Source organism: Methylobacillus sp. (genome assembly GCF_036844465.1).
Lineage (GTDB): Bacteria > Pseudomonadota > Gammaproteobacteria > Burkholderiales > Methylophilaceae > Methylobacillus.
In genome coordinates, this window is the sequence record NZ_DAIUFW010000010.1 from 1 (window position 1) to 26,022 (window position 26,022).

Genomic DNA, 26,022 nt, shown 5'->3' on the forward strand with positions numbered 1-26,022 from the left:
ATTGGTGGCCAGGGGCAGAATCGAACTGCCGACACGCGGATTTTCAATCCGCTGCTCTACCAACTGAGCTACCTGGCCATCTTGCTTTTGTCACGCTGGCTTTAGAAGCTCACGCAAGGCCAGCATTATAGCAAACTTCCGCGTTTCGTCTAGCCAAGTTCCAAAATTTTCTCAACTTAATCCCTTGTTTAAAAAATCGACAGGCTAAGGTATGCTCCGGGCTTGATTTAAAAAGTGAATTTCATGATTTCCGCGCTCCCTGCATTCTCAATTCCGCCTCTGGACATGACTTTAAAGGCCAGCCTACAGGCCAAGATCGACAACAAAACCAAACCTCTTGGCGCGTTAGGGCAGCTTGAGAACCTAGCATTGCAATTGGGCCTGATCCAGCAAACCCTGTCTCCTGCGCTGCGCCGTCCGCTCATCCTGGTGTTTGCCGGAGACCATGGCATTACCGAAGAAGGCGTCAGCCCTTATCCACAAGCGGTTACGCAGCAGATGGTGCTGAATTTCCTCGCAGGTGGTGCAGGGATCAATGTATTGACGCGCCTACACGGTATGGAAATCAAGATCGTGGATGCCGGTGTATGCCATGAATTTCCGCCGCATCCCGGCCTAATCAATGCCAAAATCGGTATGGGCACTCATAACTTCCTGAAGATGCCCGCCATGAGCCAGCAGGCATGTATGCAGGCACTAACGCAAGGCTATCAACTGGCTCAGGCAGAAGCCGGTGCGGGCAGCAATATCATGGGGTTCGGCGAGATGGGAATAGGCAACACCACCTCAGCTTCCGCGCTGGCAGCCGTGCTGTGCGATTTACCGGTAGCGCAATGCGTAGGCCGCGGCACCGGACTGGACGATGCGGGGGTTAAGCATAAAGCCGATGTTATCCACCAAGCCATTGCGCATCACCAGATAGAGTCTGCCGACACCCTGACAGTGCTGGCTACCTTCGGTGGCTTTGAAATCGTCATGATGGCAGGGGCCATGCTCGGTGCGGCGAAACGCCGCTGCGCCCTGCTGATCGACGGTTTCATCGCGACAGCCGCCTTGCTGACGGCGAGCCGGATTGCACCGGCCATTCTCGATTACTGCATTTTTGCGCACTGTTCTGATGAGGCAGGACATGCGTTGCTGCTGGAGCAGCTCAAAGCGAAACCATTACTCAATCTCGGTTTACGCCTGGGAGAAGGGAGCGGCGCGGCTCTGGCTTATCCTCTCGTGCAGGCCGCCGTGAATTTCCTTAATGAAATGGCCTCATTCGATTCCGCCAATATCAGCCGCCAAGGCGCAACATGACAAAGTACGCCATGAAGCGTCAATGGCGCTTATTCCTGCTGGCAGCAGGCTTTCTCACACGAGTGCCATTACCCATCATCAAGGATTTTGATCCGGCAGCATTGAACCATGCCGCGCGTTACTTTCCCCTCGTTGGCACGCTTATCGGGGCCGTAGCCGCGCTGGTATTCTATCTGGCCGAGCTGGTATTGCCTGCCACCGTCGCCATCATCCTGAGCATGATCGCGTCCCTCTGGCTGACTGGCGCCTTTCATGAGGATGGTCTGGCAGACACCGTAGATGGCCTGGGCGGCGGTTGGACCAGGGAACAGGCGCTCACCATCATGAAGGATTCGCGCATCGGCAGTTATGGCGCCATTGCGCTGGTGATGGCCTTGCTGCTCAAGTTCTCCAGCCTGTCCCATATCCGCATCGAGATATTGCCTGCAGCCATGGTGGCCGCGCATGCCGTCAGCCGACTGGCTGCCGTGCTGGTGATCGCCACCCAGGGATATGTGCGTGAAGAAGGCAAATCCAAGCCTCTGGCGCACAATCCCTCGGCCAGCACTGTATGGATCGCCATATTGACCGGCCTTGCGCCACTGTTTCTGCTGCCAACCAGCACTTGGCTGATGGCATTGCTGCCGGTAGTTGCCATCTGGCTGTGGTTCAGCAGAAAATTAAAGCAGCGCCTGGGCGGCTACACTGGAGACTGCCTGGGTGCCATGCAGCAACTCACCGAGTTGGCGTTTTATCTTGGAATATTGGCTGGGAACATGTAAATGGATATTTATCTGATTCGGCACACAAGGCCCGATGTCTTGCCTGGCACGTGTTACGGACAAAGCGATGTCGATGTGGCTGCAAGTTTCATGGATGAGTTTACCTTGCTGCACCCCAAGCTTCGGCATTTGCCGGAGCCTGTCATTTACAGCAGCCCCCTGCAGCGCTGCGTCAAGCTGGCCGAATCGGTGGCCGCCACTTTTGGCTCCCATTTGGATATACAACACGACGAACGGCTCAAGGAATTGAATTTCGGGGAATGGGAAATGAAGTCATGGAATGACATTCCCCAAGGGCTGATCGAGGTCTGGGCGGAAGACCATGTGCGGCATGTGCCTCCCAATGGCGAATCCTATCTGCAGCTTGCCGAGCGCGCGATGTCATTTTTGACCGAGCTGGAGCACGATGAACAGCCGGTGTTGGTATTCACTCACGCCGGGGTCATCCGCGCCTTGACTGGCCACGCGCTGGGTTTGCCGCTGGTAAATACGTTCAAGCTGCAAGTGGATTACGCCAGCGTCAGCAAAATCGTGCTGCAAGGATCATTGAGCAGCGTGGGTTTCGTCAACCGCTAAGCGCTGCATGGCAGGCCGGTAAAGCATGCAGCCTGGTCTGCAAAAGCGTATGCTGAAGCTTGAACCATTTTTTCTGCCAGATTGCCATAATCAAGCAGGGACACCAGTTTCAGGCTCATCCTTCAAGCTATTCAGCAATATGGCAATACTCAAGCAAGCCGGGAACAACAAGAAAAGCGAAAGGGTAATGTAATGACATATGCCAAAACATTGATGGTTCAAGGCACCACTTCAGATGCAGGTAAAAGCACGCTGGTGGCAGCACTATGCCGGGTGTTGCATCGCAAGGGTGTACGGGTAGCGCCATTCAAGCCGCAAAACATGGCGCTCAATTCCGCCGTCACCAGCGATGGCGGCGAGATCGGCCGCGCGCAGGCGGTACAGGCGCAAGCTTGCGGACTTGCTCCGCATACGGACATGAACCCGGTGCTGCTCAAGCCCAATACCGATACCGGCTGCCAGGTCATCATCCACGGACAGGCCATCGGCAATCAGGAAGCACAGGCCTACCACGACTACAAACCCCAGGCGCGCGAAGCGGTGATGGCCTCTTGGCAGCGCTTGCGCGAGCAATATGAATGCATCATCGTCGAAGGCGCGGGCAGCCCGGCGGAAATCAACCTGCGCCAGAACGATATTGCCAACATGGGTTTCGCCGAGGCAGCGGATTGCCCGGTGATCCTGATCGCGGATATCGAGCGCGGCGGCGTATTCGCCCACCTTGTCGGCACGCTGGCCCTGTTGTCCGAATCCGAGAGAAAGCGCATTGTCGGATTCGTCATCAACCGCTTCCGCGGCGACATTGCGCTGCTCAAACCCGGGCTGGACTGGCTGGAGCAGGAAACCGGCAAACCGGTACTCGGCGTGCTGCCCTACCTGCGCAACCTGCATCTCGAAGCCGAGGACTCCATCGCCCCGGACATCGAGGAAAAACCGCAAACCTGGCTACGCGTAATCGCACCGGTGCTGCCGCATGTCAGCAACCACACCGACATGGATGCCTTGCGCATGCATCCGCACGTGGATTTCCAGTTCATCGAACTCAACGAACCCGCGCCCCCGGCGGACCTCATCATCCTGCCCGGCAGCAAGAACGTGCGCGGCGACCTCGCCCTTCTTAAATCCCACGGCTGGCAAGACAAGATCGCCCGGCACTTGCGCTATGGTGGCAAGCTGCTGGGCATCTGCGGCGGATTCCAGATGCTGGGTCGGCAAATCCACGACCCGCACGGGGTAGAGGGCGAAGCGGGCTCCAGCAACGGCTTCGGCTGGCTGGACATGGAAACCACGCTCACCAAAAAGAAACACCTCAAGCAAGTCGAAGGCAAGCTCTCTTTTGCCAACGCCAAAGTCATTGGCTATGAAATCCACATGGGTGTTAGCAGCGGTCCTTCGCTCAAACAGCCCTTGCTGCATATCGGCACCCAGCCTGAAGGCGTATTGTCTGAAGATGGTCAAATAGCGGGCACTTACCTGCATGGCCTGTTCGACCATGCCGAAGCCACACGCGCCTGGCTGAACTGGGCTGGCTACAACCAACTTGCAAAAGCGCAGGAAGAGATGGCGCATTACGACTACATCGCCCTGCGCGAAGCCAGCCTGGAACGATTGGCCGATGAAGTGGAACAGCATCTGGACTGGGAGAAATTGGCGGGTTATCTACCTTTTCGCGCCCCTTGAGACACGAGAAGGTATTGCTACGATAAATAATTAAAAAAAACCTTAAGATATGCATGGGGAGGGGGAGATTAGTGTATTTCACAGCTCAGACAGGAGCAGTATTGCTGGCCATAGCAGCGTTGTATGGGGTAGCGACGCAATTTCATAGGTTGTCTTATTGGCCCGTATTTGTGGTCTTGATTGCCTTCACCATACCGGTGTTCGTCAGTTTCTCTGAGAGTATTCTGTTCAAGCGGCGTGCCATGCTTGAAAAAGCCGCATTGTCCGATAGCACGCTCAGGCGCTGGTTCTGGTCTGGCTATTTCAATATGGTGGTGCAGGTCTGCCGCGCTTTCTTCTGGACAGTATTGTTGCTGTGTATGGCGACACTGCTAACTACCGCGCAATGGATTGTGATGGCAGCTGATGGCCTGTTGTTGGTGCTGCTGGCCCTGCTTCTCAGCAAACGGTTTTCGCGCCAGATCAAGGCTGATTACCTGGGTGTATTCGTTCGTACCTGGCCATTGTTCTGGCTGAATACGATCGTCATTGCGATGGCTTTTTGCTTGCTGGATTATTTTTATGGCACGACAGATACGCGATCTTTGCCTTGGGAGACATTGCAAGAGGAGATCAGGGCGAATGTTATCCATCATTCGGCAACCCGTTGGGTTGGCTGGTTGACCGGGTGGTTGGAGGTGATTGATCAATCTGTCTGGCATGTTGCCCAGACACTAATCCCCAATATAGAAAGTAAATCGATCAAAGTCATGCTATGGATACTGATCTTGCTGCCCGCTGGTATCACGGCCTATAGCCTGAATCACTATCTACTGGGGATCTTGAGTATGGTAGAAGGGCTGCGCAAACAAACATTGCGTAGCTTTGCTTCCAATGTGCAGTTGAGGGCGTTGATCGCAATAAGCGTCATCCTGGCTGTGGTCTATTGGCAAGCGCCTGGGATTAGTTTCAAGCCGGTGATAGATCGGGCGCAAGCAATATTAAATCCATGCGAGATTGATGTCGCCAAAGTGGCATCGTTGCGGCAAACGGTCAGCAATCAACTACAGAAATCGAGTGTCAGCGCCCGCAGCATTGCTCATCAACAAATCGACCAACAGGTAGACTTGGCTTTCAGAGGAGTAGAGGCCCGTGTGAATGACTATCTCGACTGGTATTTTTCAGTCATTGGTGGATATAGTCGTTTAGCCACAGTGGCTGCTGGCAAGGTGGGTGGTCAGACGCTCGAAAGTCTACTGCAGGAGAAGCTGCAGGAAACTATGTTCAATCCTGAACCTATCGATGCCTTAGTGCAGAAGATTCCGGGACAGGTTTTCGGTCATTCGAGCTTGGTTGTGCAACATGCCGCCAGTAAGCTGCAAGGCCAACTGATTCAAGAGGCCAGGCTCATGCCCTGTGCCTTGGGGGCTATACAAGTACCTGCGCTGACTAAGCTGGATTTCTCGCGTGATGCAAAACGTGCAGCAATATCTCTTGGTGCAGGAATGGCAATGGCGGCTGGGCAGCGAGTATCTCGCTTGGCTGGTACCCTGTCATCAAGGATTTCATCAGGCTCCATTATCAGGACACTACTCGGTAAACGCGGTGGCAGCGCATTAGGGAGTGCGGGTACTGCGGCGGCCTTGTGTGCTCCTGGCGGCCCGCTGGCACTGGCGTGCGGCGTGGTGGTGGGTGGCGTGACCTGGTTGACTGTCGATACAGCGATGGTGGCATATGATGAGCTTCGCTATCGTGAAGAAATGAAAACAGAAATACAAACCTTGCTGGATCAACAGAAAAATAATTTAAAAATACAGATCAAGCATATCCACGATAATGCATTGATACAGATGACAGACCAAATACATCGCAATATCGACCAGACATTCATTCCTGCGCGCGATGGAGTATAGGCAGTTAAGATACTATCTGCCTGATAGGAGACGCAGGATTCATTTTTGTGCGTTCTATCAGGCGGAATATATGGGCTTGCCTGTAGTGGTTTAATCTCATATTGATTCAATAAATGGGAATGGTAGCCATGGCATCCGCAGAAAAAATAGGCGCTAACCAAGGTGACGACCTCGGCAAGAAGCCCGGCATCGTCGCCTTGCTGTTGTCTGTATTCTGCGTACTGGGCGTGGGGGTGGGGATATTGGCGCTGCTTAAATCACGCGCCGCCGGGTAAGGTAAGCTGTTTGCCCTCCTTGCCATCGACATCAACCTAGTTTATAACATTTTGCTGACGCTATTCCTTGTCAGCGCTATTATGTATCCAAGGACGAGGCAGCTCGCGTAGGGCGCAATCACCATCGGGCATTGCGCCTTTCCGCATTTCAAGCCGTCATGCCGCTATGCCTTAACAAAGCATCAATGCTCGGCTCCCTGCCCCGGAACGCGATGAACGATTCCAGCGCAGGACGCGAGCCGCCTTGCGCCAGTATCTCGTTCCAGAAGCGCTTGCCGGTTTCCGCGGAAAGCACGCCGTTTTCCTCGAACATGCTGTAGGCATCTGCGGAGAGCACTTCCGCCCATTTGTAGCTGTAATAGCCGGCCGCATAGCCGCCCGCGAAGATGTGCGAGAAGTTGTTGGGGAAGCGGTTCCACTTAGGCGGGCGCACCACGGCGACTTCGTCGCGGATGGCCTCGATGAGCGTGAGCGCGGTGGTGGTGTCGTATTCGCTGAAATCGGAATGCAGGCGCATATCGAACAGGGAGAACTCTATCTGGCGCACGGTCTGCATGCCGGCCTGGAAGTTCTTGGCGGCGACCATTTTATCGAAGAGTGCTTTTGGCAAATGTTCGCCGGTATCGACGTGCTTGGTCATGTGGCGCAGCACGTCCCACTCCCAGCAGAAGTTCTCCATGAACTGGCTAGGCAATTCCACGGCATCCCATTCCACGCCCTTGATGCCGGACACGCCGTAATCCTCGACGCGGGTCAGCATGTGATGCAGGCCGTGGCCGAACTCGTGGAACATGGTGATGACTTCGTCATGCGTGAACAGGGCGGGCTTGCCGCCGACCGGCGCGGAGAAGTTGCAGGTGAGGTAGGCCACGGGAATTTCGACGCCGTGGTTCTTCCTGCGGCGGGTGATGGCCTCGTCCATCCAGGCGCCGCCGCGCTTGTTGTTGCGCGCGTAGAGGTCGAGATAGAACTGACCGACCGGCTCGCCTGCCTGGGTGGTGATTTCGTAGAAACTGACGTCCTTGTGCCAGACCGGCGCTTGCTTCTTGCGCACCTGCAGACCGAAGATGGTCTCGGTGACCTTGAACAGGCCTTGCAACACTTGCTGCTCGGGGAAGTATTGCTTCACTTCCTGGTCGGAGAACGCGTACTTTTCCTCGCGCAGCTTCTCGGAGGCATAGGCGATATCCCAGGCTTGCAGCTCGGGCAAGCCCAGTTTCTCGGCGGCATATTGATTGAGTTCCTGCATGTCGCGCTCGGCGAAGGGCTTGGCGCGCTTGGCGAGGTTGTTGAGGAACTCTTCCACCTGGGCCGGGGTTTCCGCCATCTTGGTAGCGAGCGAGGTTTCGGCATAGTTGCTGTAGCCCAGCAACACGGCGGCCTCATGGCGTAGCGTGAGGAGTTTGCTGATGATCTCGGTATTGTCCCACTCCGGCTTGCCGAACTCGGAGGCGCGGGTGGCGTAGGCGCGGTAAAGCGTTTCGCGCAGCTCGCGGTTGTCGCCGTATTGCAGCACCGGCATGTAGGAAGGGAAGTGCAAGGTGAATTTCCAGCCGGTTTTTTCATCGGCCTTGGCGGCTTCGGCCGCGGCTTGCAAGGCATCTTCCGGGATGCCTTTCAATTGGGCTTCGTCCTCGATGAACAAGGCGTAGTCGTTGGTGGTATCGAGCAGGTTTTCCTCGAACTTGGCGGCCAGGGTGGAAAGCTCTTCCTGAATCGCCTTGAAGCGCGCCTTTTTGTCTTCAGGCAATTCAGCGCCGCCAAGGCGGAAATCGCGCAATTCGTTATCGACGATCTTGCGCTGGGCGGTGTTGAGCTTGTCGTAGTCCGCGCTGGCACGCAAAGCGCGGAACTTGGCGTACAGGCGCTCATCCTGCGAGAGGTCGGCATAGAACGCGGTCAGCTTGGGCAGGTTCTCGTTGTAGGCCTCGCGCAATTCGGGACTGTTGACCACTGCATTGAGATGACCAACCTGTGACCAGGCGCGCGAAATTTGCTCCTCGAAATCTTCCAGCGGGCGGGCGAAGTTGTCCCAGGTCGGCGCGACGGTATCTGTTGCCAGCACTTCCACCAGTGCACGGCCTTTTTCAAGCAGATGGTCCACGGCTGGCGTGACGTGTTCAGGTTTTACCTGGTCGAACTGTGGCAGGCCGGAGAAATCCAGCAAAGGGTTGTTGGCAGTGCTCATAAAATCCTTAGTTAATCAGTCGCAATGTAAACGGGTAACGGTATTCTTCGCCCTTGCTGGCGGCAATAGCGGCCAGCACGCAGAGGACGATGTTGGCCAGCCAGAGAATGCCGGCCAGCAGAAAGCCGATGAGGACATACATCAATATGGAGCTGATGACGTAGCCTATCAAGAGCGTGATCTGGAAATTCAGTGCTTCCCTGGCATGCTCACCGATGAACGGGCTCTCATCCTTTTTCAGCAGCCAGACGATCAAGGCGGGAAACAGGCTGAACAGCGTCCCCGCCAGGTGGGTAATCACGGCGATATTTTTCTCGTCCGAGCTTGGCACGGTAATCAGGTCGTTCATGGCGCATCCCCCTGGTTGATTGGCCGCCTGCTGGCGGCGCTTTGAACAGATTCTTAGACTATTGATTGAGTTTTTCAAGCAAAGGTTCGATCTTGTCGCTATCGTACGCGTTCATGATCTTGCGCACGAGCGGAGTAATACCTTGCAGGTCGGTCTGCAATACCTGACGCTTGATGGTGAGGATCTGCGCCGGATGCATGGAGAACTGGCGCAAGCCCATACTGAGCAGCAACCGTGTGAAACGGACATCCCCGGCCATTTCCCCGCAGACCGAGACAGGCTTGCCCAGTTTATTGCCAGCTTTGATTGTCATATCGATCAGCTTGAGCACTGCAGGGTGCGTCGGCTGGTAAAGATGCGATACCGCATCATCCGTCCGGTCGATGGCAAGCGCGTACTGGATCAGGTCATTGGTGCCGATGGAAAGAAAATCCAGCTCTCGCGCAAACGCCTCAGCATTGATGGCGGCAGCGGGAATCTCAATCATGCCGCCCAGCTTAATCTCCTCGTCGAATGGAATATTGTCCGCGCGCAGGCTCTCCTTGGCGCGCTCGAACTGCACCACCGTCTGCCGCAATTCAAACAGCGAGGACAACATGGGGATAAGCAGCTTGATCCTGCCGTAATGCGAAGCCCGCAGGATGGCGCGTAGCTGGGTAGAGAAAATTTGCGGCTCTGCAAGGCAGAGACGGATAGCGCGCAAACCAAGCGCCGGGTTGGTGCAATTACGCGCGGCTGCAGGGTTCACCTGCTTGTCTGCGCCCAAATCCAGGGTGCGGATGGTAACCGGCATGCCTTTCATGGTTTCAGCCACGGTGCGGTAGGCCGCAAACTGCTCTTCTTCATCCGGCATCTCCCGCCGGTTCATGAACAGGAATTCGGTACGGTAAAGGCCAATCCCGGTAGCGCCGAGCGATTTTGCCTTGGGCACGTCGGACGGTACCTCGATATTGGCGTGCAGCTCGACCTCCACGCCATCCAGCGTCACGGCCTTGGTCTGCCTGAGACGTTTGAGCTTCTGCTGCTCCAGCTCCCATTCTTCCTGGCGCAGCTTGTATTCCGCCAGCGTGCTCTTGTCAGGATTGACGAGCACAACGCCATGGTTGCCATCAACAATGATCAGCTCGCCATCACGGATCAGGTCGCATGCGCGGTGCAATGCCACGATGGATGGAATGCCCAGGCTGCGCGCGAGAATCGCGGTATGCGAGGTCACGCCGCCAACATCGGTAATGAAGGCAGCAAACTGATGATGCTTGAACTGGATGGCGTCGGCTGGAGAAATATCATGCGCTACGAGAATCAATGCGCTTTCATTCGGCCGCGTGGCAACCTCGCTGGGATGCCCGAGCAATACCTTGATAATGCGCTCCACCACTTGCACCACATCCTGCTTGCGCTCGCGCAGGTATTCGTCATCGATCAGCTCGAACTGGGCCACCAGCTCGTTCATCTGCTGCTTCAATGCCCATTCGGCATTGCACAGCTCTTGTTCAATAATCACTTTGGGCGCTTCCGACAAATGCTTGTCAGCCAGGATCATCAGGTGGGTATTGATAAAGGCCGCCAGCTCCGCAGGCGCGGTGACAGGCAATTGCTCCTTGATGGTTTCCAGATCATGCCGGACGCGTTCCAGCGCCTGCTCGAAGCGAAGAATCTCGGCCACCAGCGCTTTTTTCGGAATCTGGTAATGCACGACTTCCACCAGCGCATTGCTGATGATATGGGCCTGACCAATGGCAATGCCGCTGGACACGCCAACGCCATGCATGGAAAAACTGACCTTGCTGCCTTGAGCCACCATGAGCGATTCCTGAAAAAGGGAAGAAACTTAAGTGCTAGTAGATTATTCCGGCTCGCCGAACCGCTCATTGATCAGCTTGACCAGGGCGTCCATCGCCGCCTGTTCATCGCTGCCATTAGTCTCCAACGTCACAATACTGCCCTTGCTGGCCGCCAGCATCATCACGCCCATAATGCTTTTGGCATTGACGCGGCGACCATTGCGCTCAATCCATATTTCACAGGCATGCCGGCTGGCGGTCTGGGTGAGTTTGGTGGAAGCGCGCGCATGCAAGCCGAGTTTATTGATGATTTCTATTTCTTGTTTAATCATGATGCTTACAGGAATCCTTGGAAAAATGCACAACCCCGTCGCGGCCGCCACTGATGGCCTTCTCGACAAGGTTCATGATGCTGCCGTTTCTATAGGTCAGCACACGCACCAGCATGGGAAGGTTCACCCCTGCCACCCCCTCCACATGCCCTGGCTGCAACAGCCGGGTCACCAGATTGCAAGGTGTGGCGCCATATACATCGGAAAGTATCAGCACACCCAGCCCCTCGTCCAGTTCCTTGATCATCTGTTGGGCCTGCGGCAACAGCATGACCGGGTCGTCATGCGTTCCCACTCCCAACTGGCGCAACAATGGCGGCCTTGAACCCATGACATGGCTGGCGCAATGGATCAGGCTTTCACCCAATGTCCCATGCGCGATGATGAGTATTCCTATCATGCCGTTATATCCTGTTGAATCGTGATATCGCCAGCGCAGTCAGCTGCACTAGCCTTGCTCCAGTGAGCGATGTCTGACCATCACACGCTGTTGCTGATGGCGGAAATAGCTCGCCAGACGCTCCGTCAGGTAAACCGAGCGGTGCTGCCCGCCCGTGCAGCCGATCGCCACGGTCAGATAGCTGCGGTTATCCGCAACAAAGCTGGGCAGCCAGCGTTCGATGAACTGGCGGATGTCCTCATACATATCTTGTACGCTTTCATGCTGCTCAAGAAAATCGCATACCGCTTTGTCCTGCCCGGTTTTGGGCCTGAGCGCGAGATCGTAATAAGGGTTGGGCAGGCAACGCACATCGAATACATAATCCGCATCGAGCGGAATACCATGCTTGAAGCCAAAAGAGGAAAACAGCAGCACCAGCTCGCCGTTTCTCTGAGTAACGAATTCCCTGACCCAATGCCGCAAGGCGTTGGCGCTGAGATTGCTGGTATCGATGCGCAAGCCCAGATCCACCAATGGTTCCAGCAAGTGCCGCTCGTGGCTGATGCTTTCTGCCAGTGTACTGGTGTCGTTGCTCAACGGGTGGCGACGACGCGTTTCGCTGTAGCGTTTGACCAGGGTTTCGACATTGGCCTCCAGGAAAAGTACCTGGACATCCATGCCCTCTCCCTTGAGCGTGCGGATATTGCCCGGCAATGCTTCCAGGGATGCGCTGCGGGTATCGATGCTGATCGCTACGCGTTCATGCTGTACTTGGCCCAGGTGTTCGGAAATTTGTGGCAGCAAGGTGGCTGGCAGATTATCGACGCAGTAGTAACCGCTGTCCTCCAGCAGCTTGAGGACAATACTTTTGCCTGAGCCTGAAAGACCGGTGACGATAACGAGCTGCATCATTTCTCCGCTTGTTGCTTGAGCTTCCGTGCCGTGCGCGCCATCTCGCGATGCTGACGCTGCATGAACTGTTTGGTACCGTTGATGCCGCGCAACAGCAGCATATGATTGCGTACCGCCACTTCGACCAGTACGGCGATATTGCGCCCTGCTGCCACGGGAATCACCACCTTGGGGACGGTAACCTCAAGAATTTTCTCATGATGAGACTTGATCTTCAGTCTGTCCAGCGGCTCCATGGTATCCGCCATCTGCAACTGCACGATCAGGTCAAGCGGCTTGGTCGGTTTAACGGCATTGTCGCCGAACAAGGCGCGAATATTGAGCACGCCCAGGCCGCGCACCTCAAGGAAATCCTGCAGCAATGGCGGGCAACGCCCTTCCAGCCGGTCGGGGGCAACGCGGTAGAAATCGACGATATCATCCGCCACCAGGCGATGGCCGCGTGAAATCAATTCCAGTGCCAGTTCGCTTTTGCCGATGGCAGGATCGCCCTTGATCATGAGGCCAAACCCCTGCACCTCGAGGAATACCCCGTGCTGGCTTTCAGACACCGCCACCGCTTGCGCGAGGTAATGACTCAAGACATCCATCAGCTCGGGGCTACGTAGTGGTGAAGCCAGCAAAGGCGTCTTGTATTCGTCTGCAGCCGCAACCAGCTCATCTGGCGCCACTTCGCCATTAGCGACGATGATGGCGGCGAGGTCAGCGGAAAAAAGATTCTTGATAGCCTGCTGCAACTCGCGCGGATGCAGGCTGAGAAGATAATCCATCTCTGCGCACCCCAATACCTGTACCCGGTTGGGATGCACGAAATTCAGGTGGCCGATCAACGCCAGCGAAGGCTTGGTAACAGTTTCACTGGTCAACGGATTCTCGCCGCCCGCCAGACCTGCTATCCATTTGAGCTTGAGTTTGCGGCGCGTGTCGTTGTAGAGCTGGGAAACACTGATTTCGGCCATGTGGCTTGATTCTCTGGGAATGATCAGTCAGAAGAAACAACTAAATAGGGTACCGATTCCATCACTTCGACAGAAGCGGTACCCGTTTGCAGCATAGACAGGATTTACTCGACGGTTTGATGCTTGACGCCGCCGTCAGCCTGGTTATGGCTGCTGACCTTTTCCTTATGCTTCAATACTTGGCGATCCAGTTTGTCAGCAAGCGAATCAATCGCGCTATACATATTCTCCGCACCGCATTCGGCATGCAGGTCGTTCCCCGGAACACGCAGGGTGGCTTCCGCCTTTTGCACCAATTTTTCCACGCTGAGCGTCACCTTGAGATCAATGACATGATCAAAGTGATTGCTGAGTCGGGCCAGCTTGGACTGCACATATTCGCGCAGGGCTGGGGTAACCTCTAGATGATGTCCGGTCAGGTGCAAATTCATAACACTCTCCTTACTTAAAAAACGCGCAAATCAAAGCGACTTGCGCTGGTTGGCCGCGGGAATCTGTAGAGATTCGCGGTATTTTGCTATGGTTCTTCTTGCAACCACAATCCCCTGTTTACCGAGAATATCAGCAATCTGGTTGTCAGACAGCGGCTTCCTGGGATTTTCCTCGCCCACCATCTGCTTGATCAATGCGCGGATGGCCGTGGCGGAACACGCGCCACCGGATTCCGTTGCCACATGACTGCCGAAAAAATATTTCAATTCGTAGACGCCGCGTGGAGTGAGCATGTACTTTCTTGTCGTCACGCGTGAAACCGTGGATTCGTGCAAGCCAAGCTCATCGGCAATTTCACGCAGCACCAGCGGGCGCATGGCCACTTCCCCATGCTCGAAGAAATTGCGCTGCCGATCAACAATCGCCTGGGATACGCGCAGGATGGTAGAGAAACGCTGCTGGATGTTCTTGATCATCCATTTGGCTTCCTGCATCTGGCTCATCAAGTATTGGCTGGAACTGTCGCGGTTGCGTTTCAGGATGTTGGCATACAATTGATTGATGCGCAGCTTGGGTATCACTTCATCATTCAGGCTCGCGATCCAGATACCTTTGACTTTTCTGACCACGACTTCATGCTGGATATAGTGATCCGAGGCAATATGACTGAACTCGCTGCCAGGGCGCGGATTCAGTTGGGTCACAAGCTGCTGCACCGCTTTCAATACACCATCATCGCAATTCAGCAGCTTGCGCAAGCGCGTGTAATCCCGGCTCGCCAGCAAAGGCAGGTATTGCCCAGCCAACGTGATCGCCTGTGCCAAGTGAGGAGTGTCCTCGGGCAATGTCCGCAACTGCAAGACCAGGCACTCAGCCAGGTTGCGCGCGCCAATACCGGGCGGATCCAGGTTCTGGATATGCTTAAGTGCGATTTCCAGTTCCAACAACTCAATTTCCAACTCTTCCGGCAACAATGCTGCCAACTCTTCCAACGGTTGCTCAAGGTAGCCGTCATCATTGATGGCATCCACCAGCACCATGGCCAGCGTCTGGTCGCGCTCGGAAAGTGGCATCAGTTTGATCTGCCCCAGCAGATGCTCACGCAATGTAGGGTTTACTGCTTCCTGGAAGCTGAAATCGTTATCGTCGTCATGATTACCACCACCCTCCTCCCAGCGGTTGCTACCCTGAAAAGACTCGAAGTAGTCATCTGCCGCACCGCCGGATTCCGGCATTGGCAGATCGTCGGCTACGGGTTCGGATGTTTCGGCTGTCGTCTGGCCAGAGGCCACGTCATGAGAGGGGCCATAGCTATCGGATACGTCAGCAGCACCATCCGGGCCATCGACGCGTTCCAGCAAAGGGTTGGCCTGCAGCAGCGATTCCAGCTCCTGGTTCAGCTCTTGCGAAGACAGTTGCAGCAGCTTGATAGATTGCTGCAACTGCGGCGTCAATGTCAGATTCTGGGAAAATTTAAGCTGTAGACTTTGTTTCATCTTTACTTTTGTGCCACGACTACAGGCGGAAGTCCTTGCCTAGATACACTTCTCTCACACTTTCATTATGGATGATCTCGCTGGGCTTGCCCGAGGCAAACACGCGGCCCTCGTTCACGATATAGGCACGGTCGCAGATGCCCAATGTCTCACGCACATTATGGTCGGTGATCAGTACGCCGATACTGCGCTCGGTCAAAAAGCGCACGATCTTCTGAATATCCAGCACTGCGATCGGGTCGATCCCGGCAAATGGCTCATCCAGCAGAATAAAGCTGGGGTTGGTCGCCAGACAGCGGGCAATTTCCACCCGGCGGCGCTCGCCACCGGAAAGGCTGACGGCCATGTTGTCGCGTATATGGGTGATATGGAGTTCATGCAGCAGAGATTCAAGCTGTTCCTTGCGCTGTGCATCCGTCATATGGTGCTGCAACTCCAGGATAGCCTGGATATTTTCCGTCACCGTCATTTTGCGGAAAATAGACGGCTCCTGCGGCAGGTAGGCCAGGCCCATGCGCGCGCGCTGGTGAATCGGCATCCGGCTCAAATCCTTGCCGTCGAGCAGGATGCGGCCACCATCCAGCGGCACCAAGCCTACCATCATATAGAAACTGGTGGTCTTGCCCGCGCCGTTCGGCCCCAACAAACCTACTACCTCACCACTGTTGAGTTGCAGGGAGATATCCTGCACCACAGTGCGTGACTTATATTTCTTGCGCAGGCTTTCTACGATTAATTCACTCATGTATGCAATATCTAAACAGGGCAATATTCTTGGGTTCGCTTTCGCGCTGGAAGTTTCTTTCCATGTACTCGAGCTCAGGGGGCGTCTGCTGCCGGCTTTTTCTTGGGTTGGATGATGGCACGCACACGCCCGCCCGGCGTGGCTGGCGTGGCCGCCTGTGAGCCGCCGCTGATGACTTCCGCATATTCGGCGTTGGCGTCATACATGATGTAATCCCCATGCACGATATCTTCCCCGCGCTTGACCCATGCCTTGGTGAACAGCTGCACCTTGTCCATGCGTCCATCATACTCTATACGCTGGGCACTGCCCTCCATGTACTCGTTCTTGCCGTCGCGCTTCTGCTTGAAGGTAGTGGGGTTGCCATAGGAGGTGCTGTGCTGGAAGCCTTCCTTGTCCTCGCGCACGATCAGCCTGTCTCCACGGATCACCAGCGTCCCCTGAGTCAGGATCACGTTGCCGGTATAAGTGCTGGTCTTCTTGGCATCATTGACCTGTACCGAATCAGCTTCCAGTTCGATCGGTTTCTCCCGGTCCGCCTTTTCGGCATGAACATTGACGGCAAACATGCTTGCCATAAAAGCAAGCAATAAAGAATAACGCAGGGTGCGCATAAAATCTCCGCTGAAGAATTGCATTCTATTTTTTGGTTTTAGCTGGCAGCTTAGCATTTTTACTATTACCGGATTGGGTTTGTCTGCCAGCCTTGTTCACGGCAGGTTTTGCTGCCGCCTGTTTAGGCCGGGTTGTAGGTTGGGGTTTGCGGGCAGGCTGTTTTTTGACAGCCGGACGCTCGTAATGCGCACGCACGCGCTTGTTCAATTGGATGGTCTGGTTTTTCTTGTCATAGACCATGCCAACCGCCCGCACGATGCTTTTCGGCCCTTGAGTGATCACTACAGGCCGGTCGGTGGAGGCAATATTTCTATCCGGCTCTATCCGCAGGTATTCCGTCGTCAATGTCATCTCCTGGCGGTCGCCCCAGGCTGGTCGCACGACGCGTACATTGTCATAGATATCCACGATATCGCCTTTGCTGGAAACATGGCCGCGCTTTCCTTCGATAGTCGTGGGCGGAGCATTCACGCCATATTGCGTGAAATGCGGATTTTCCAGCTCGGTGGTGTCATCATCCGGGTAATGCCGCATCTCGGAGGCCTTGAGGATATGGCTGATGTTGCCTGCGGCGTCGGTCTTGGTCGTGGCAAAGTTGTTCAGGATATAGTCGGGATCATGGCGTGTGCTGCCATCCACTTTCGGTGCAGGCGGCTGCACCGTGCGATCTATCCATAGCGTCAGCAAGGCAAGCACGCCCAGCACCGCCAGCGGAAAAAAAATGGTATTGACGCGCCCCTGCATATCCGGCTTATTTCAGATACGGCGCCATTTGCGCATCGAATGTGCCCTGGGCCTTCATGAGCAACTCGCAAACCTCACGAACGGCACCACACCCGGCCTGGCGCTCGGTGGTGTAGTGGGCATACTCCTTCACCAGCGGCATGGCATGCGGTACGGTAATGCCTAGCCCGGCACGGCGCATGGGCGGGATATCAATGACATCATCGCCCATGAACAAACACTCTTCAGCAGATACACACTGCTTTTCCAGCAAGTCGTTAAATGCTTCCAGCTTATCGTCCACGCCCTGATAAATGATATGCACGCCTGTATTCTCGGCACGCTTGACTACCACATTGGATTTACGCCCGGTGATATACGCCAGACGGACACCGGTATTCCCCAGCAGCTTCATTCCCAAACCGTCCTGGGAGTGGAATATCTTGTATTCCAGACCATCATCGCCCAGCATCAAACCGCCATCAGTCAGGACGCCATCCACGTCAAATACCGCAACCTTGATGCGTTTTGCGCGCTCTTCCAGAAAAATCACTTCTAAACCACCTTTGCCATCAATAGGTCGTGCATGTTTAATGCCCCGACCAAGTTACCCTGCTGGTCAACGACCAACAGGCTGCTGATTGAATATTGCTCCATCAATGCCACCGCATCCACCGCCAGTTGCTCGGGCAGGATAGTCTGCGGATTCCGGTGCATCACGTCGCCCATACTGGTGCCGTGAATATCGACACCAGCCTCGAACGCCCGCCGCAAGTCACCATCAGTGAATATTCCCACCGGCTTGCCCGCATCATCGAGCACAGCCGTCATGCCCAAACCTTTGCGCGATATTTCCAACAGGCCGTCCTTGAGAAGGCTACTACTGGAAATACTTGGAATATCGCCGCCATGGCGCATGACATCCTGCACATGCAACAGCAGACGCCGCCCAAGCGAGCCGCCAGGATGTGCCAAGGCAAAATCCTCGCGCGAGAACCCGCGTTGATCCAGCAAGGTGACCGCCAGCGCATCGCCCAGCGCCAATGCCGCCGTGGTGCTGGCGGTCGGCGCCAGCCCGAGCGGACATGCCTCCTGCGACACATGCGCATCAAGGAAAACATCTGCCGCCTTGGACAAGGTGGAAAGCCGGTTGCCGGAAATGCTGATCAGCTTGGCGCCAATGCGCTTCAGCGGCGGCAGGATAGCCAGCAACTCATCCGCCTCGCCGGAATTCGACAGCGCGATCACCACATCATCACGGGTAATCATGCCCAGATCGCCATGGCTGGCTTCGGCAGGATGCATGAAAAAAGCGGGGGTTCCGGTGCTAGCCAGCGTGGCGGCAATCTTGTTGCCGATGTGGCCCGACTTGCCAATGCCAGTCACGACAACTCGGCCACGGCATTGTAAAATTAACCCAACTGCGTTGACGAAGTTCTCATCCAGGCGCTCGGCCAATGCCTGCACCTCACGCGCCTCGATCGCCAATACTTCTCGCGCAAGCTGCAATGGCGCAGTCGCGCTATCGCTTGTCTGTAACTCGGAAATTCCCATATATGCCAAGTATAAAAGGGAATGTTCGCTGAATAAAGGATATGCCGCGAAGTCGGCATAATTTTTGCGTAATGAATCTGTTCGAGCCGCTTTTCCCCATCATGGCCGTCTCCATGAAATGTCCATCATGAGCCAGCATGTCCTGATCGCCGGTGGTGGCATCGTCGGCTGCTTAACCGCCATGGAGCTTGCTTCCCGTGGCTGCCAGGTAACCATAGTCGAGCGCAACCAGATCGCCAGCCAAACCTCGGGAGAGTCCTCCTGGGCAGGGGCTGGCATCATGTTTCCATTGCTGCCGTGGATGTACTCCGAACACGTCAATACCTTGACCAACCGCGGCGCGGCGCAATATCAGAAGATATGCGAGCACCTACTTGAAGAAACCGGCATAGACCCGCAAATGCTCAAATCCGGTTTCCTGCTGCTGCCCAATTTTGACCATTCAGCGGCATTGTTATGGTGCGAGCAATATCAAGCGCAGGTAGAAGAAGTCCATGCCACCGATTTCGGCGTGCGCTCCCCCATCGAGGAAAAGGCATTATGGCTACCGAAAGTAACCCAGGTACGACCGCCCTGCCTTATGCACGCCCTGCGCGCCTGGCTGGAAAAAAACAATGTACGGCTACTGGAGCATACCGAGCTCATGCCGCTCAATACTACCTCCAGCAAACTCACTGGCTGGCGCACCACGGCTGGCGAACTGCTTGAGGCAGACCGCTTCATCGTGACCTCTGGCGCCTGGAGCTTCGAGTTGCTGAAAGAGGTAGCCAGCAAATTGCAAATCAAGCCCATGCGCGGCCAGATCCTGCTCTACAAGCCGGAACGCAACCCCGAAGCCATAATTTACCGCGAAGGCTTCTACCTGGTGCCGCGCCGCGATGGTTATCTATTGGCCGGCAGCACTCTGGAAGATGTGGGGTTCAATCCTTCCGTCACCGGACATGTGCGCGATGAAATCCATGCCAAGGCAACAGCCCTGCTGCCCGAACTCGCCTCCGCCCCCATCATCAAGCACTGGAGCGGCCTGCGCCCCGGCACGCCTGCAAACCTGCCCATCATCGGCCCGCATCCAGCGATAGAAAACTTGTTCCTCAATACCGGACATTTCCGCTATGGCCTGACCATGGGCCCAGCCAGCGCCAGCCTGATTGCAGCCATGGTCTGTGATGAGCAGCCCTGGACAGACCCTGCACCGTTTGCCTTGCCACGCTGAGCGGCAAATACCTGCCTGAAGGCACCACCAAGGCTGTCGAAGCCTGCTCTGAGAATGATTTTCACTATCTCAGCACGGTTTTGCCTATGGCAGAATGTGGGCCGATTTCGTCAATCCAACGTAAAAGAAGGAACAAGCATGGCCCACCAACTTCCGCCGCTCCCTTATGCCAAAGATGCCTTGGAACCTATCATTTCTGCTGAAACCATCGAGTTTCACTATGGCAAGCACCACCAGGCTTATGTCACCAACCTCAACAACCTGATCCAGGGTACCGAGTTCGAGAACGCCAGCCTGGAAGACATCATCAAGAAATCCTCCGGCGGTATTTTCAACAATGCAGCCCAAGTCTGGAACCACACTTTTTACTGGAATTGCTTCAAGCCCAATGGCGGCGGCGAGCCAACTGGCGAGCTGGCAGCGGCGATCAACAAGGCCTTCGGCTCTTTCGAAGATTTCAAGAAGCAATTCACCCAAAAAGCCATCACCACATTTGGCGCAGGCTGGGCATGGCTGGTCAAGAACGCGGACGGCAGCCTGAGCCTGGAAAGCACCAGCAATGCCGAAACTCCGTTAACCAAGGGCCAGATCCCATTGCTGACGATCGACGTCTGGGAACACGCCTATTACATCGACTACCGCAATGCCCGTCCGAAATACGCAGAAGAATTCTGGTCCATCGTGAACTGGGATTTCGTTGCAGCCAATTTCCAGGGCTAATAACATCCCATTGCAGGTGGCCTGACAACCGGCAGGCCCGACCCCATGCACGGCCAGGCACTTTATAGTTCTGGCCGTTTCTTTTTTTCACATTAGCCATGCTAAAATCGCAACCATGTTGCGTAGATTCATTCTCGGATATGTGCTTTCCCTCCTGCTGCTGTTCAGCCAGCAGGCGATTACCGCGCATGAGATTTCGCACCTGAGCGATCCGCTCACGCATACGCAGGACCAATCCCCGCAAAACAATTTGTGCAAAAAATGTCTGGGCTTCAGCAGCCTGGATGGCTCTTGCCCCACCTTTCATCTTGCGTTGCCTATCGCAACCGGCCATGACAGTTTCATTGCCCCTGCCAGCATTGAGCTGCGCAACGAGCGCATTGCTGCCTACATTTCGCGCGCCCCGCCCGCAATTCTCGCCTGATTCCATCAATATCCTATTTTGCACGGCAGGATAGGATCGTCATTGTGCCCAAGATCATTGGGCATACAGTGCATGCCAAGCATGGCTTGCCGAACAGTTTGAAATGCGAGATTCAAGATGCAAAACCGTGAAATAAGAACCCTTGGCCCAGCCTTCGCGCCGAGCAAAACCCTCAGCCTGATCACGCTGGCCTTTGGCAGCGCCATCATCGCGCAAACCGCCATGGCGGCGGATATCGAACTGCCGATCATCGCTGTGACCGCCAATCCGCTGGGTGTGGCTTCGGACGACATGGTGGTGCCGGTTTCCACCCTGAGTGGACGCGAATTGTCGCTCCAGCGCGAAAGTACCTTGGGCGAAACCCTGAAATCCATCCCCGGCGTATCTTCCACCTATTTCGGCCCTAATGCCTCGCGACCAGTGATCCGCGGGCAGGATGGCGAACGCGTGCGCATGATGCAGAACGGCGTGGGCATCCTGGATGCTTCCAGCCTAAGCTTCGACCATGCCGTGGCGCTGGATCCGCTGGTCATCGAGCAAATTGACGTAGTACGCGGCCCTGCGGCCCTGCTCTATGGCGGCAGCGCGGTCGGCGGCGTAGTGAATGCCATTGACCACCGCATCCCCCGCGAAGCGATCGACGGCGTCACCAGCCGCGCCGAAGCACGTTTTGGCGGCGCTGAGAACCAGAAGAACGGCGCTATCGTCATGGATGCTGGCAATGGCGTGCTCACGCTGCATGCGGACGCCTACAAGCGCAAGACGGACGACCTGGATATCCCGGGCTATGCCATGTCCCGCCGAAAGAGTGAACAGACAGGTGAAGCCCGCGAACACAAGGGCCGCCTGGTCAATAGCGGCTCGGATGCCGACGGCGGCGCCATCGGCGCTTCCATCGCGTTGGAGAACGGCTATGTCGGCATGTCCTATTCCACGTTCAACAGCAAATACGGCACGGTGGCAGAACCAGACGTCATGATCGACATGCAGAGTGACCGCTGGGATTTCGCCTCCGAGTTGGGCAATCTCGGCAGCATCATCAGCAAGGTCAAGGTGCGCATGGCCTATACCGATTACAAGCACCAGGAGCTGGAAGATGGCGAGGTCAGCACCACATTCAAAAACCGTGGCGTGGAAGGCTCCATCGAAGCCACGCATGGCAACATCGGCCCGCTGAACGGCGTCGTCGGGCTGCAATTCCACAACTCCAGATTCCAGGCATTGGGCGAGGAAGCCTTCGTTCCTTCCAATCGCACCAATACCCGCGCCCTGTATGTGTATGAAGAGCTGCCGCTGGTGGACGAGGACATCAAGCTGACGTTTGGTGGCCGCGTGGAACATGCCAAGATCGAATCCAGCGACAATGACGACTTCGGTCCGGGCCAGTCCCGCTCGTTCACGCCATACAGCTTCGCCGCCGGTGCGCTGTTCAAGCTGGACGAGCAATGGTCGGTCACCACCAACCTGTCGCACAACGAACGCGCGCCCAGTTATTTCGAACTGTTCGCCGATGGCGTGCATGTCGCCACCGACCAGTATGAAGTCGGCTCGCGCGACCTCAAGAAAGAACGTTCCAACGGCGTGGACGCCCAGTTGCGCTGGAAACAGAATCACAACTCCTTCAGCATAGGCGCTTACTACACCCGCTACAGCACCTTCATCGGCCTGTTCAACAGCGGTGTGCTCGTCAATGAGAACGGTGAAGCCAACCAGGCGGATTCTGAAATCACAGAAGCCATATTCAGTGGAGCGAAGGCAGTCTTCAAGGGCATTGAGGCCGAAGGCAAATTCCGCATCTACGACAAGGTGGGTGAGCTCGACTTGAACCTGCGCGGCGATTACGTGCGCGCCACCAACCGCGACACAGGCGATTCACTGCCGCGCATCTCGCCGTTGAAACTAGGGTTCGGCCTGGATTACCGCTTCAGCCGCTTCGGCTCACGCCTGGACGTGCTACGCGCCTTCAAGCAGAACCGCACTGATGAAAACGAACTGGCGACCGACGGCTATACCCTGGTCAACGCCACCCTGACCTATAAGCTGCCAACGCCGCAGTATTTCCAGTTGGAGGCTTTCGCCAAAGCCTACAACCTGCTAGATCAAACCATCCGCGACCATACCTCCATCCTCAAGGATATCGCGCCCATGGGTGGACGCTCGCTGCTGGTCGGCCTGCGCGGCGAGTTCTAGGTCTACGTACCTGCTCAAGCTGCCACGGTATCGCCGCCGATAGCAGCTTGCGCTATGATGTCGGTCTTGATTCACTCTTTGATAGACCGACATCATGGCACGTACCGTTTTTTGCATTAAGCTGGGCCGCAATGCCGATGGCCTGGATTTTCCTCCGTTTCCCGGCGATCTCGGCAAGCGCATCTACGATAATGTCTCCAAGGAAGCCTGGGCGGGCTGGCTCAAACATCAGACCATGCTGGTCAATGAAAACCGCCTGAGCCTGGCGGATGCCTCTGCCCGCAAATATCTGGCTGAACAGACTGAAGCCTACTTCTTTGGCGATGGCGCAGATACGGCAGAGGGCTATGTACCGCCGAAAAGTTGATTAATATTTCATTAATCTGTCATATTACGGGCATACACTGAGGTTTTTATATCATGTTGCCCGTCAAATTGAGTCCAGAATACTTTATCAATCGTGAACTCGGCATTCTCGCTTTCAACCGTCGCGTGCTGGCCCAAGCCGAAGATGACCGCGTTCCCTTGCTGGAACGCCTCAAGTTTCTCTGTATTTTCAGCAGCAACATGGATGAGTTCTTCGAGGTGCGCGTCGCCGGCCTCAAGAACCAGATCAAGTACAATTCCCCACATATAGGCCCGGACGGCCTCCTGCCCACGCAAGCGCTGGCAAAAGTCAGCAGCCTTGCGCACGAGATGGTCGAGCACCAATACAAGATCCTCAATGAAGTGGTCTTGCCGCAATTGGCAGCGCAGGAAATCCGCTTCATCCGCCGCGGCGACTGGAACGATACCCAGCGTGAATGGATTGCCGCCTATTTTTTCCGCGAGCTGATGCCCATCCTCACCCCGATCGGCCTTGATCCTGCCCATCCGTTCCCCCGCGTGCTCAACAAGAGCCTGAACTTTGCCGTGGAACTGGAAGGCAAGGATGCTTTCGGGCGCAATTCGGGCGTTGCAATTGTGCAGGCGCCCCGCGCCCTGCCGCGCGTCATTCGCCTGCCGCGCGAAATCGCGGGTTGCGATCACGGGTTCGTGTTCCTATCCTCCATCCTGCACGCCCATGTCAGCGAGCTGTTCTCCGGCATGACGGTGAAAGGCTGCTATCAGTTCCGCGTCACGCGCGACACCGACCTGATCCTGGATGACGAGGATACAACGGACCTCAGGCTGGCCTTGCAAGGTGAGTTGGTGCATCGTCAATATGGCGATGCTGTGCGTTTAGAAGTAGCGGACAACTGCCCAGCGGAAATGTCGGCCTTCCTGCTTGGCCAATTCGGCCTCATGCAAGAGGACCTTTACCAGGTCAACGGCCTGGTAAACCTGGTGCGGTTGATGCAGATTCCGGACAGCGTGGATCGCCCTGATCTCAAATTCCAGCACTACACGCCCAGCCTGCCCAGGGAATTGCTCAAGGAAACCGATATCTTCAAGGCAATCGGCAAGCAGGATATCCTGTTGCACCACCCGTTCCAGTCGTTCAACCCGGTGATCGAATTCATCAAGCAGGCCTCCGAAGACCCGCAGGTATTGGCGATCAAGCAGACCTTCTACCGTACCAGCGCAGATTCCACGCTGATGAAATCACTGATCGAGGCGGCGCAGCGCGGTAAGGAAGTCACCGTGGTCGTGGAACTGCTGGCGCGCTTTGATGAAGAAGCCAACATCAATTGGGCCGCCAAGCTGGAAAATGCAGGCGCCCACGTAGTGTATGGCGTGGTCGGTCACAAGACCCATGCCAAAATGGCCATGGTGGTGCGGCGCGAGGAGGACAAGCTGCGCCGATACGTGCACGTCGCCACCGGCAACTACCACCAGCGCACCGCACGCCTCTACACCGATTTCGGCCTACTGACCTGCCAGGAGGAAATCAGCGAGGACGTCAATGACGTATTCGCCCAGCTCACTGGCCTGGGCAGGGCGTCCAAGCTGCGCCATCTCTGGCAATCTCCCTTCACCTTGCACCAACGCACGGTCAAGGCCATCCAGAATGAAGCGGAAATCGCCCGCTCCGGCAAGAAGGCGCGCATCATAGCCAAGATGAACGCCCTGCTTGACCCCGACGTCATCCGCGCGCTCTACGACGCCTCCAGCGCCGGCGTGCAGATCGACCTCATCGTACGCGGCGTATGCGCCCTGCGTCCCGGCATTCCCGGCATCTCGGAGAACATCAAGGTACGCTCTATCGTTGGCCGCTTCCTCGAACATACCCGCATTTTCTATTTCTACGACAACGGCGCCGAGCATATCTATCTTTCCAGCGCCGACTGGATGTACCGCAACTTCTTCCGCCGCATTGAAGTCTGCTTCCCGCTGCTGGATGCCAAGGTCAAGCGCCGCGTCTTCAAGGAAGGCCTGGAGCCCTACCTCAAGGACAACACCAACGCCTGGGAAATGCAGTCCGACGGCACTTATGTGCTTAAACCGAACCGCCGCGCCAGCTTTACCGCGCAACAGTTTCTGATGGGCGAATACGGCCAGGAGGCCTTGCCGGAGGTATAGCGCTAGGTTGCCAATT

The 26,022-nt window shown here is 55.8% G+C and carries 26 protein-coding genes and 1 tRNA gene; 12 read left to right on the forward strand and 15 right to left on the reverse strand.

Annotated elements, in window-relative coordinates; genetic code table 11:
• Window positions 1-2: 2 nt before the first annotated feature.
• A tRNA-Phe gene (locus V7Z75_RS11780) sits at window positions 3-78 on the reverse strand.
• 165 nt (window positions 79-243) lie between these two features.
• On the opposite strand from V7Z75_RS11780, the gene cobT reads away from it, so the two are divergent.
• The 6 genes from cobT (at window position 244) to V7Z75_RS11810 (ending at window position 6,486) form a co-directional block, all read left to right on the forward strand.
• Window positions 244-1,302 carry a nicotinate-nucleotide--dimethylbenzimidazole phosphoribosyltransferase gene (gene cobT / locus V7Z75_RS11785; protein WP_334108870.1) on the forward strand — a complete coding sequence of 353 codons (1,059 nt, stop codon included), beginning with the start codon at window positions 244-246 and terminating at the stop codon, window positions 1,300-1,302.
• On the forward strand, window positions 1,299-2,063 hold the full coding sequence (locus V7Z75_RS11790; protein WP_334108871.1) for an adenosylcobinamide-GDP ribazoletransferase: 765 nt from the start codon (window positions 1,299-1,301) through the stop codon (window positions 2,061-2,063). The genes cobT and V7Z75_RS11790 overlap by 4 nt, the downstream gene beginning before the upstream one ends.
• Complete coding sequence (gene cobC / locus V7Z75_RS11795; RefSeq protein ID WP_334108872.1) at window positions 2,064-2,639, forward strand: alpha-ribazole phosphatase; 576 nt, start codon at window positions 2,064-2,066, stop codon at window positions 2,637-2,639.
• Between the two features lie 213 nt (window positions 2,640-2,852).
• Window positions 2,853-4,319: a cobyric acid synthase gene (locus V7Z75_RS11800; protein WP_334108927.1), complete on the forward strand. Its 1,467-nt coding sequence runs from the start codon at window positions 2,853-2,855 to the stop codon at window positions 4,317-4,319.
• A 359-nt stretch (window positions 4,320-4,678) separates the two neighbouring features.
• Window positions 4,679-6,211: a hypothetical protein gene (locus V7Z75_RS11805; protein WP_334108873.1), complete on the forward strand. Its 1,533-nt coding sequence runs from the start codon at window positions 4,679-4,681 to the stop codon at window positions 6,209-6,211.
• A gap of 128 nt (window positions 6,212-6,339) precedes the next feature.
• A complete protein-coding gene (locus tag V7Z75_RS11810) occupies window positions 6,340-6,486 on the forward strand; it encodes a hypothetical protein (protein WP_334108874.1) in 147 nt (48 codons plus the stop codon).
• A gap of 148 nt (window positions 6,487-6,634) precedes the next feature.
• Here the strand turns inward: V7Z75_RS11810 and V7Z75_RS11815 are convergent, their stop codons facing one another.
• The 14 genes from V7Z75_RS11815 to V7Z75_RS11880 all read right to left on the reverse strand — a co-directional run bounded on the left by V7Z75_RS11815 (window position 6,635) and on the right by V7Z75_RS11880 (window position 18,957).
• Window positions 6,635-8,674, reverse strand: coding sequence for a M3 family metallopeptidase (locus V7Z75_RS11815; RefSeq protein ID WP_334108875.1), 2,040 nt, complete (start codon window positions 8,672-8,674; stop codon window positions 6,635-6,637).
• A 7-nt stretch (window positions 8,675-8,681) separates the two neighbouring features.
• The gene (locus V7Z75_RS11820) at window positions 8,682-9,023 is read right to left on the reverse strand and encodes a DUF4870 domain-containing protein (protein ID WP_334108876.1); all 342 of its coding nucleotides are present in this window, start codon (window positions 9,021-9,023) and stop codon (window positions 8,682-8,684) included.
• A gap of 58 nt (window positions 9,024-9,081) precedes the next feature.
• Window positions 9,082-10,827: a phosphoenolpyruvate--protein phosphotransferase gene (gene ptsP, locus V7Z75_RS11825; RefSeq protein ID WP_334108877.1), complete on the reverse strand. Its 1,746-nt coding sequence runs from the start codon at window positions 10,825-10,827 to the stop codon at window positions 9,082-9,084.
• A gap of 42 nt (window positions 10,828-10,869) precedes the next feature.
• Window positions 10,870-11,139 carry an HPr family phosphocarrier protein gene (locus tag V7Z75_RS11830; protein ID WP_334108878.1) on the reverse strand — a complete coding sequence of 90 codons (270 nt, stop codon included), beginning with the start codon at window positions 11,137-11,139 and terminating at the stop codon, window positions 10,870-10,872.
• Window positions 11,132-11,539, reverse strand: a complete 408-nt coding sequence (locus tag V7Z75_RS11835) for a PTS sugar transporter subunit IIA (protein WP_334108879.1) — start codon at window positions 11,537-11,539, stop codon at window positions 11,132-11,134. The genes V7Z75_RS11830 and V7Z75_RS11835 overlap by 8 nt, the downstream gene beginning before the upstream one ends.
• 48 nt (window positions 11,540-11,587) lie before the next feature.
• A complete protein-coding gene (gene rapZ / locus V7Z75_RS11840) occupies window positions 11,588-12,430 on the reverse strand; it encodes an RNase adapter RapZ (RefSeq protein WP_334108928.1) in 843 nt (280 codons plus the stop codon).
• Window positions 12,430-13,392, reverse strand: coding sequence for an HPr(Ser) kinase/phosphatase (gene hprK, locus V7Z75_RS11845; RefSeq protein ID WP_334108880.1), 963 nt, complete (start codon window positions 13,390-13,392; stop codon window positions 12,430-12,432). The genes rapZ and hprK overlap by 1 nt, the downstream gene beginning before the upstream one ends.
• Before the next feature lie 104 nt (window positions 13,393-13,496).
• On the reverse strand, window positions 13,497-13,823 hold the full coding sequence (gene hpf / locus V7Z75_RS11850) for a ribosome hibernation-promoting factor, HPF/YfiA family (RefSeq protein WP_334108881.1): 327 nt from the start codon (window positions 13,821-13,823) through the stop codon (window positions 13,497-13,499).
• 30 nt (window positions 13,824-13,853) lie between these two features.
• Window positions 13,854-15,320, reverse strand: coding sequence for an RNA polymerase factor sigma-54 (locus V7Z75_RS11855; RefSeq protein WP_334108882.1), 1,467 nt, complete (start codon window positions 15,318-15,320; stop codon window positions 13,854-13,856).
• Window positions 15,321-15,339: 19 nt separating this feature from the next.
• Entirely contained in the window at window positions 15,340-16,065 is a 726-nt protein-coding gene (gene lptB, locus V7Z75_RS11860) for an LPS export ABC transporter ATP-binding protein (protein WP_334108883.1), read from the reverse strand.
• Between the two features lie 74 nt (window positions 16,066-16,139).
• Window positions 16,140-16,679, reverse strand: coding sequence for a lipopolysaccharide transport periplasmic protein LptA (gene lptA, locus V7Z75_RS11865; RefSeq protein ID WP_442919914.1), 540 nt, complete (start codon window positions 16,677-16,679; stop codon window positions 16,140-16,142).
• A 25-nt stretch (window positions 16,680-16,704) separates the two neighbouring features.
• Window positions 16,705-17,424: an LPS export ABC transporter periplasmic protein LptC gene (lptC, locus tag V7Z75_RS11870; protein WP_334108884.1), complete on the reverse strand. Its 720-nt coding sequence runs from the start codon at window positions 17,422-17,424 to the stop codon at window positions 16,705-16,707.
• 7 nt (window positions 17,425-17,431) lie between these two features.
• On the reverse strand, window positions 17,432-17,956 hold the full coding sequence (locus V7Z75_RS11875; protein ID WP_334108885.1) for a KdsC family phosphatase: 525 nt from the start codon (window positions 17,954-17,956) through the stop codon (window positions 17,432-17,434).
• A 2-nt stretch (window positions 17,957-17,958) separates the two neighbouring features.
• Window positions 17,959-18,957 carry a KpsF/GutQ family sugar-phosphate isomerase gene (locus tag V7Z75_RS11880; RefSeq protein WP_334108886.1) on the reverse strand — a complete coding sequence of 333 codons (999 nt, stop codon included), beginning with the start codon at window positions 18,955-18,957 and terminating at the stop codon, window positions 17,959-17,961.
• A gap of 127 nt (window positions 18,958-19,084) precedes the next feature.
• Between V7Z75_RS11880 and V7Z75_RS11885 the strand changes: the two genes are divergently transcribed.
• The 6 genes from V7Z75_RS11885 to ppk1 all read left to right on the forward strand — a co-directional run bounded on the left by V7Z75_RS11885 (window position 19,085) and on the right by ppk1 (window position 26,006).
• Window positions 19,085-20,170, forward strand: a complete 1,086-nt coding sequence (locus V7Z75_RS11885) for an NAD(P)/FAD-dependent oxidoreductase (RefSeq protein ID WP_334108887.1) — start codon at window positions 19,085-19,087, stop codon at window positions 20,168-20,170.
• Between the two features lie 138 nt (window positions 20,171-20,308).
• Window positions 20,309-20,890 carry a superoxide dismutase [Fe] gene (gene sodB / locus V7Z75_RS11890; protein ID WP_334108888.1) on the forward strand — a complete coding sequence of 194 codons (582 nt, stop codon included), beginning with the start codon at window positions 20,309-20,311 and terminating at the stop codon, window positions 20,888-20,890.
• Between the two features lie 115 nt (window positions 20,891-21,005).
• Window positions 21,006-21,314, forward strand: coding sequence for a hypothetical protein (locus V7Z75_RS11895; RefSeq protein WP_334108889.1), 309 nt, complete (start codon window positions 21,006-21,008; stop codon window positions 21,312-21,314).
• A 117-nt stretch (window positions 21,315-21,431) separates the two neighbouring features.
• The gene (locus V7Z75_RS11900) at window positions 21,432-23,504 is read left to right on the forward strand and encodes a TonB-dependent receptor (RefSeq protein ID WP_442919915.1); all 2,073 of its coding nucleotides are present in this window, start codon (window positions 21,432-21,434) and stop codon (window positions 23,502-23,504) included.
• A 94-nt stretch (window positions 23,505-23,598) separates the two neighbouring features.
• The gene (locus tag V7Z75_RS11905) at window positions 23,599-23,871 is read left to right on the forward strand and encodes an oxidative damage protection protein (protein ID WP_334108890.1); all 273 of its coding nucleotides are present in this window, start codon (window positions 23,599-23,601) and stop codon (window positions 23,869-23,871) included.
• A gap of 53 nt (window positions 23,872-23,924) precedes the next feature.
• Window positions 23,925-26,006, forward strand: coding sequence for a polyphosphate kinase 1 (gene ppk1 / locus V7Z75_RS11910; protein WP_334108891.1), 2,082 nt, complete (start codon window positions 23,925-23,927; stop codon window positions 26,004-26,006).
• Window positions 26,007-26,022: the final 16 nt, after the last annotated feature.

Excerpts from the sequence above, each read along its gene's own strand:
- ppk1 (WP_334108891.1), top strand. The coding sequence starts at position 23,925 with ATGTTGCCCGTCAAATTGAGTCCAGAATACTTTATCAATCGTGAACTC.
- rapZ (WP_334108928.1), bottom strand. The coding sequence starts at position 12,430 with ATGCAGCTCGTTATCGTCACCGGTCTTTCAGGCTCAGGCAAAAGTATT.
- V7Z75_RS11800 (WP_334108927.1), top strand. The coding sequence starts at position 2,853 with ATGGTTCAAGGCACCACTTCAGATGCAGGTAAAAGCACGCTGGTGGCA.
- V7Z75_RS11790 (WP_334108871.1), top strand. The coding sequence starts at position 1,299 with ATGACAAAGTACGCCATGAAGCGTCAATGGCGCTTATTCCTGCTGGCA.
- cobC (WP_334108872.1), top strand. The coding sequence starts at position 2,064 with ATGGATATTTATCTGATTCGGCACACAAGGCCCGATGTCTTGCCTGGC.
- V7Z75_RS11810 (WP_334108874.1), top strand. The coding sequence starts at position 6,340 with ATGGCATCCGCAGAAAAAATAGGCGCTAACCAAGGTGACGACCTCGGC.
- V7Z75_RS11900 (WP_442919915.1), top strand. The coding sequence starts at position 21,432 with ATGCAAAACCGTGAAATAAGAACCCTTGGCCCAGCCTTCGCGCCGAGC.
- hpf (WP_334108881.1), bottom strand. The coding sequence starts at position 13,823 with ATGAATTTGCACCTGACCGGACATCATCTAGAGGTTACCCCAGCCCTG.
- V7Z75_RS11835 (WP_334108879.1), bottom strand. The coding sequence starts at position 11,539 with ATGATAGGAATACTCATCATCGCGCATGGGACATTGGGTGAAAGCCTG.
- V7Z75_RS11815 (WP_334108875.1), bottom strand. The coding sequence starts at position 8,674 with ATGAGCACTGCCAACAACCCTTTGCTGGATTTCTCCGGCCTGCCACAG.
- V7Z75_RS11820 (WP_334108876.1), bottom strand. The coding sequence starts at position 9,023 with ATGAACGACCTGATTACCGTGCCAAGCTCGGACGAGAAAAATATCGCC.
- hprK (WP_334108880.1), bottom strand. The coding sequence starts at position 13,392 with ATGGCCGAAATCAGTGTTTCCCAGCTCTACAACGACACGCGCCGCAAA.
- V7Z75_RS11880 (WP_334108886.1), bottom strand. The coding sequence starts at position 18,957 with ATGGGAATTTCCGAGTTACAGACAAGCGATAGCGCGACTGCGCCATTG.
- lptA (WP_442919914.1), bottom strand. The coding sequence starts at position 16,679 with ATGCGCACCCTGCGTTATTCTTTATTGCTTGCTTTTATGGCAAGCATG.
- V7Z75_RS11855 (WP_334108882.1), bottom strand. The coding sequence starts at position 15,320 with ATGAAACAAAGTCTACAGCTTAAATTTTCCCAGAATCTGACATTGACG.
- cobT (WP_334108870.1), top strand. The coding sequence starts at position 244 with ATGATTTCCGCGCTCCCTGCATTCTCAATTCCGCCTCTGGACATGACT.
- ptsP (WP_334108877.1), bottom strand. The coding sequence starts at position 10,827 with ATGGTGGCTCAAGGCAGCAAGGTCAGTTTTTCCATGCATGGCGTTGGC.
- V7Z75_RS11805 (WP_334108873.1), top strand. The coding sequence starts at position 4,679 with ATGGCGACACTGCTAACTACCGCGCAATGGATTGTGATGGCAGCTGAT.
- V7Z75_RS11895 (WP_334108889.1), top strand. The coding sequence starts at position 21,006 with ATGTTGCGTAGATTCATTCTCGGATATGTGCTTTCCCTCCTGCTGCTG.
- V7Z75_RS11830 (WP_334108878.1), bottom strand. The coding sequence starts at position 11,139 with ATGATTAAACAAGAAATAGAAATCATCAATAAACTCGGCTTGCATGCG.
- V7Z75_RS11905 (WP_334108890.1), top strand. The coding sequence starts at position 23,599 with ATGGCACGTACCGTTTTTTGCATTAAGCTGGGCCGCAATGCCGATGGC.
- lptB (WP_334108883.1), bottom strand. The coding sequence starts at position 16,065 with ATGAGTGAATTAATCGTAGAAAGCCTGCGCAAGAAATATAAGTCACGC.
- sodB (WP_334108888.1), top strand. The coding sequence starts at position 20,309 with ATGGCCCACCAACTTCCGCCGCTCCCTTATGCCAAAGATGCCTTGGAA.
- lptC (WP_334108884.1), bottom strand. The coding sequence starts at position 17,424 with ATGCAGGGGCGCGTCAATACCATTTTTTTTCCGCTGGCGGTGCTGGGC.
- V7Z75_RS11885 (WP_334108887.1), top strand. The coding sequence starts at position 19,085 with ATGAGCCAGCATGTCCTGATCGCCGGTGGTGGCATCGTCGGCTGCTTA.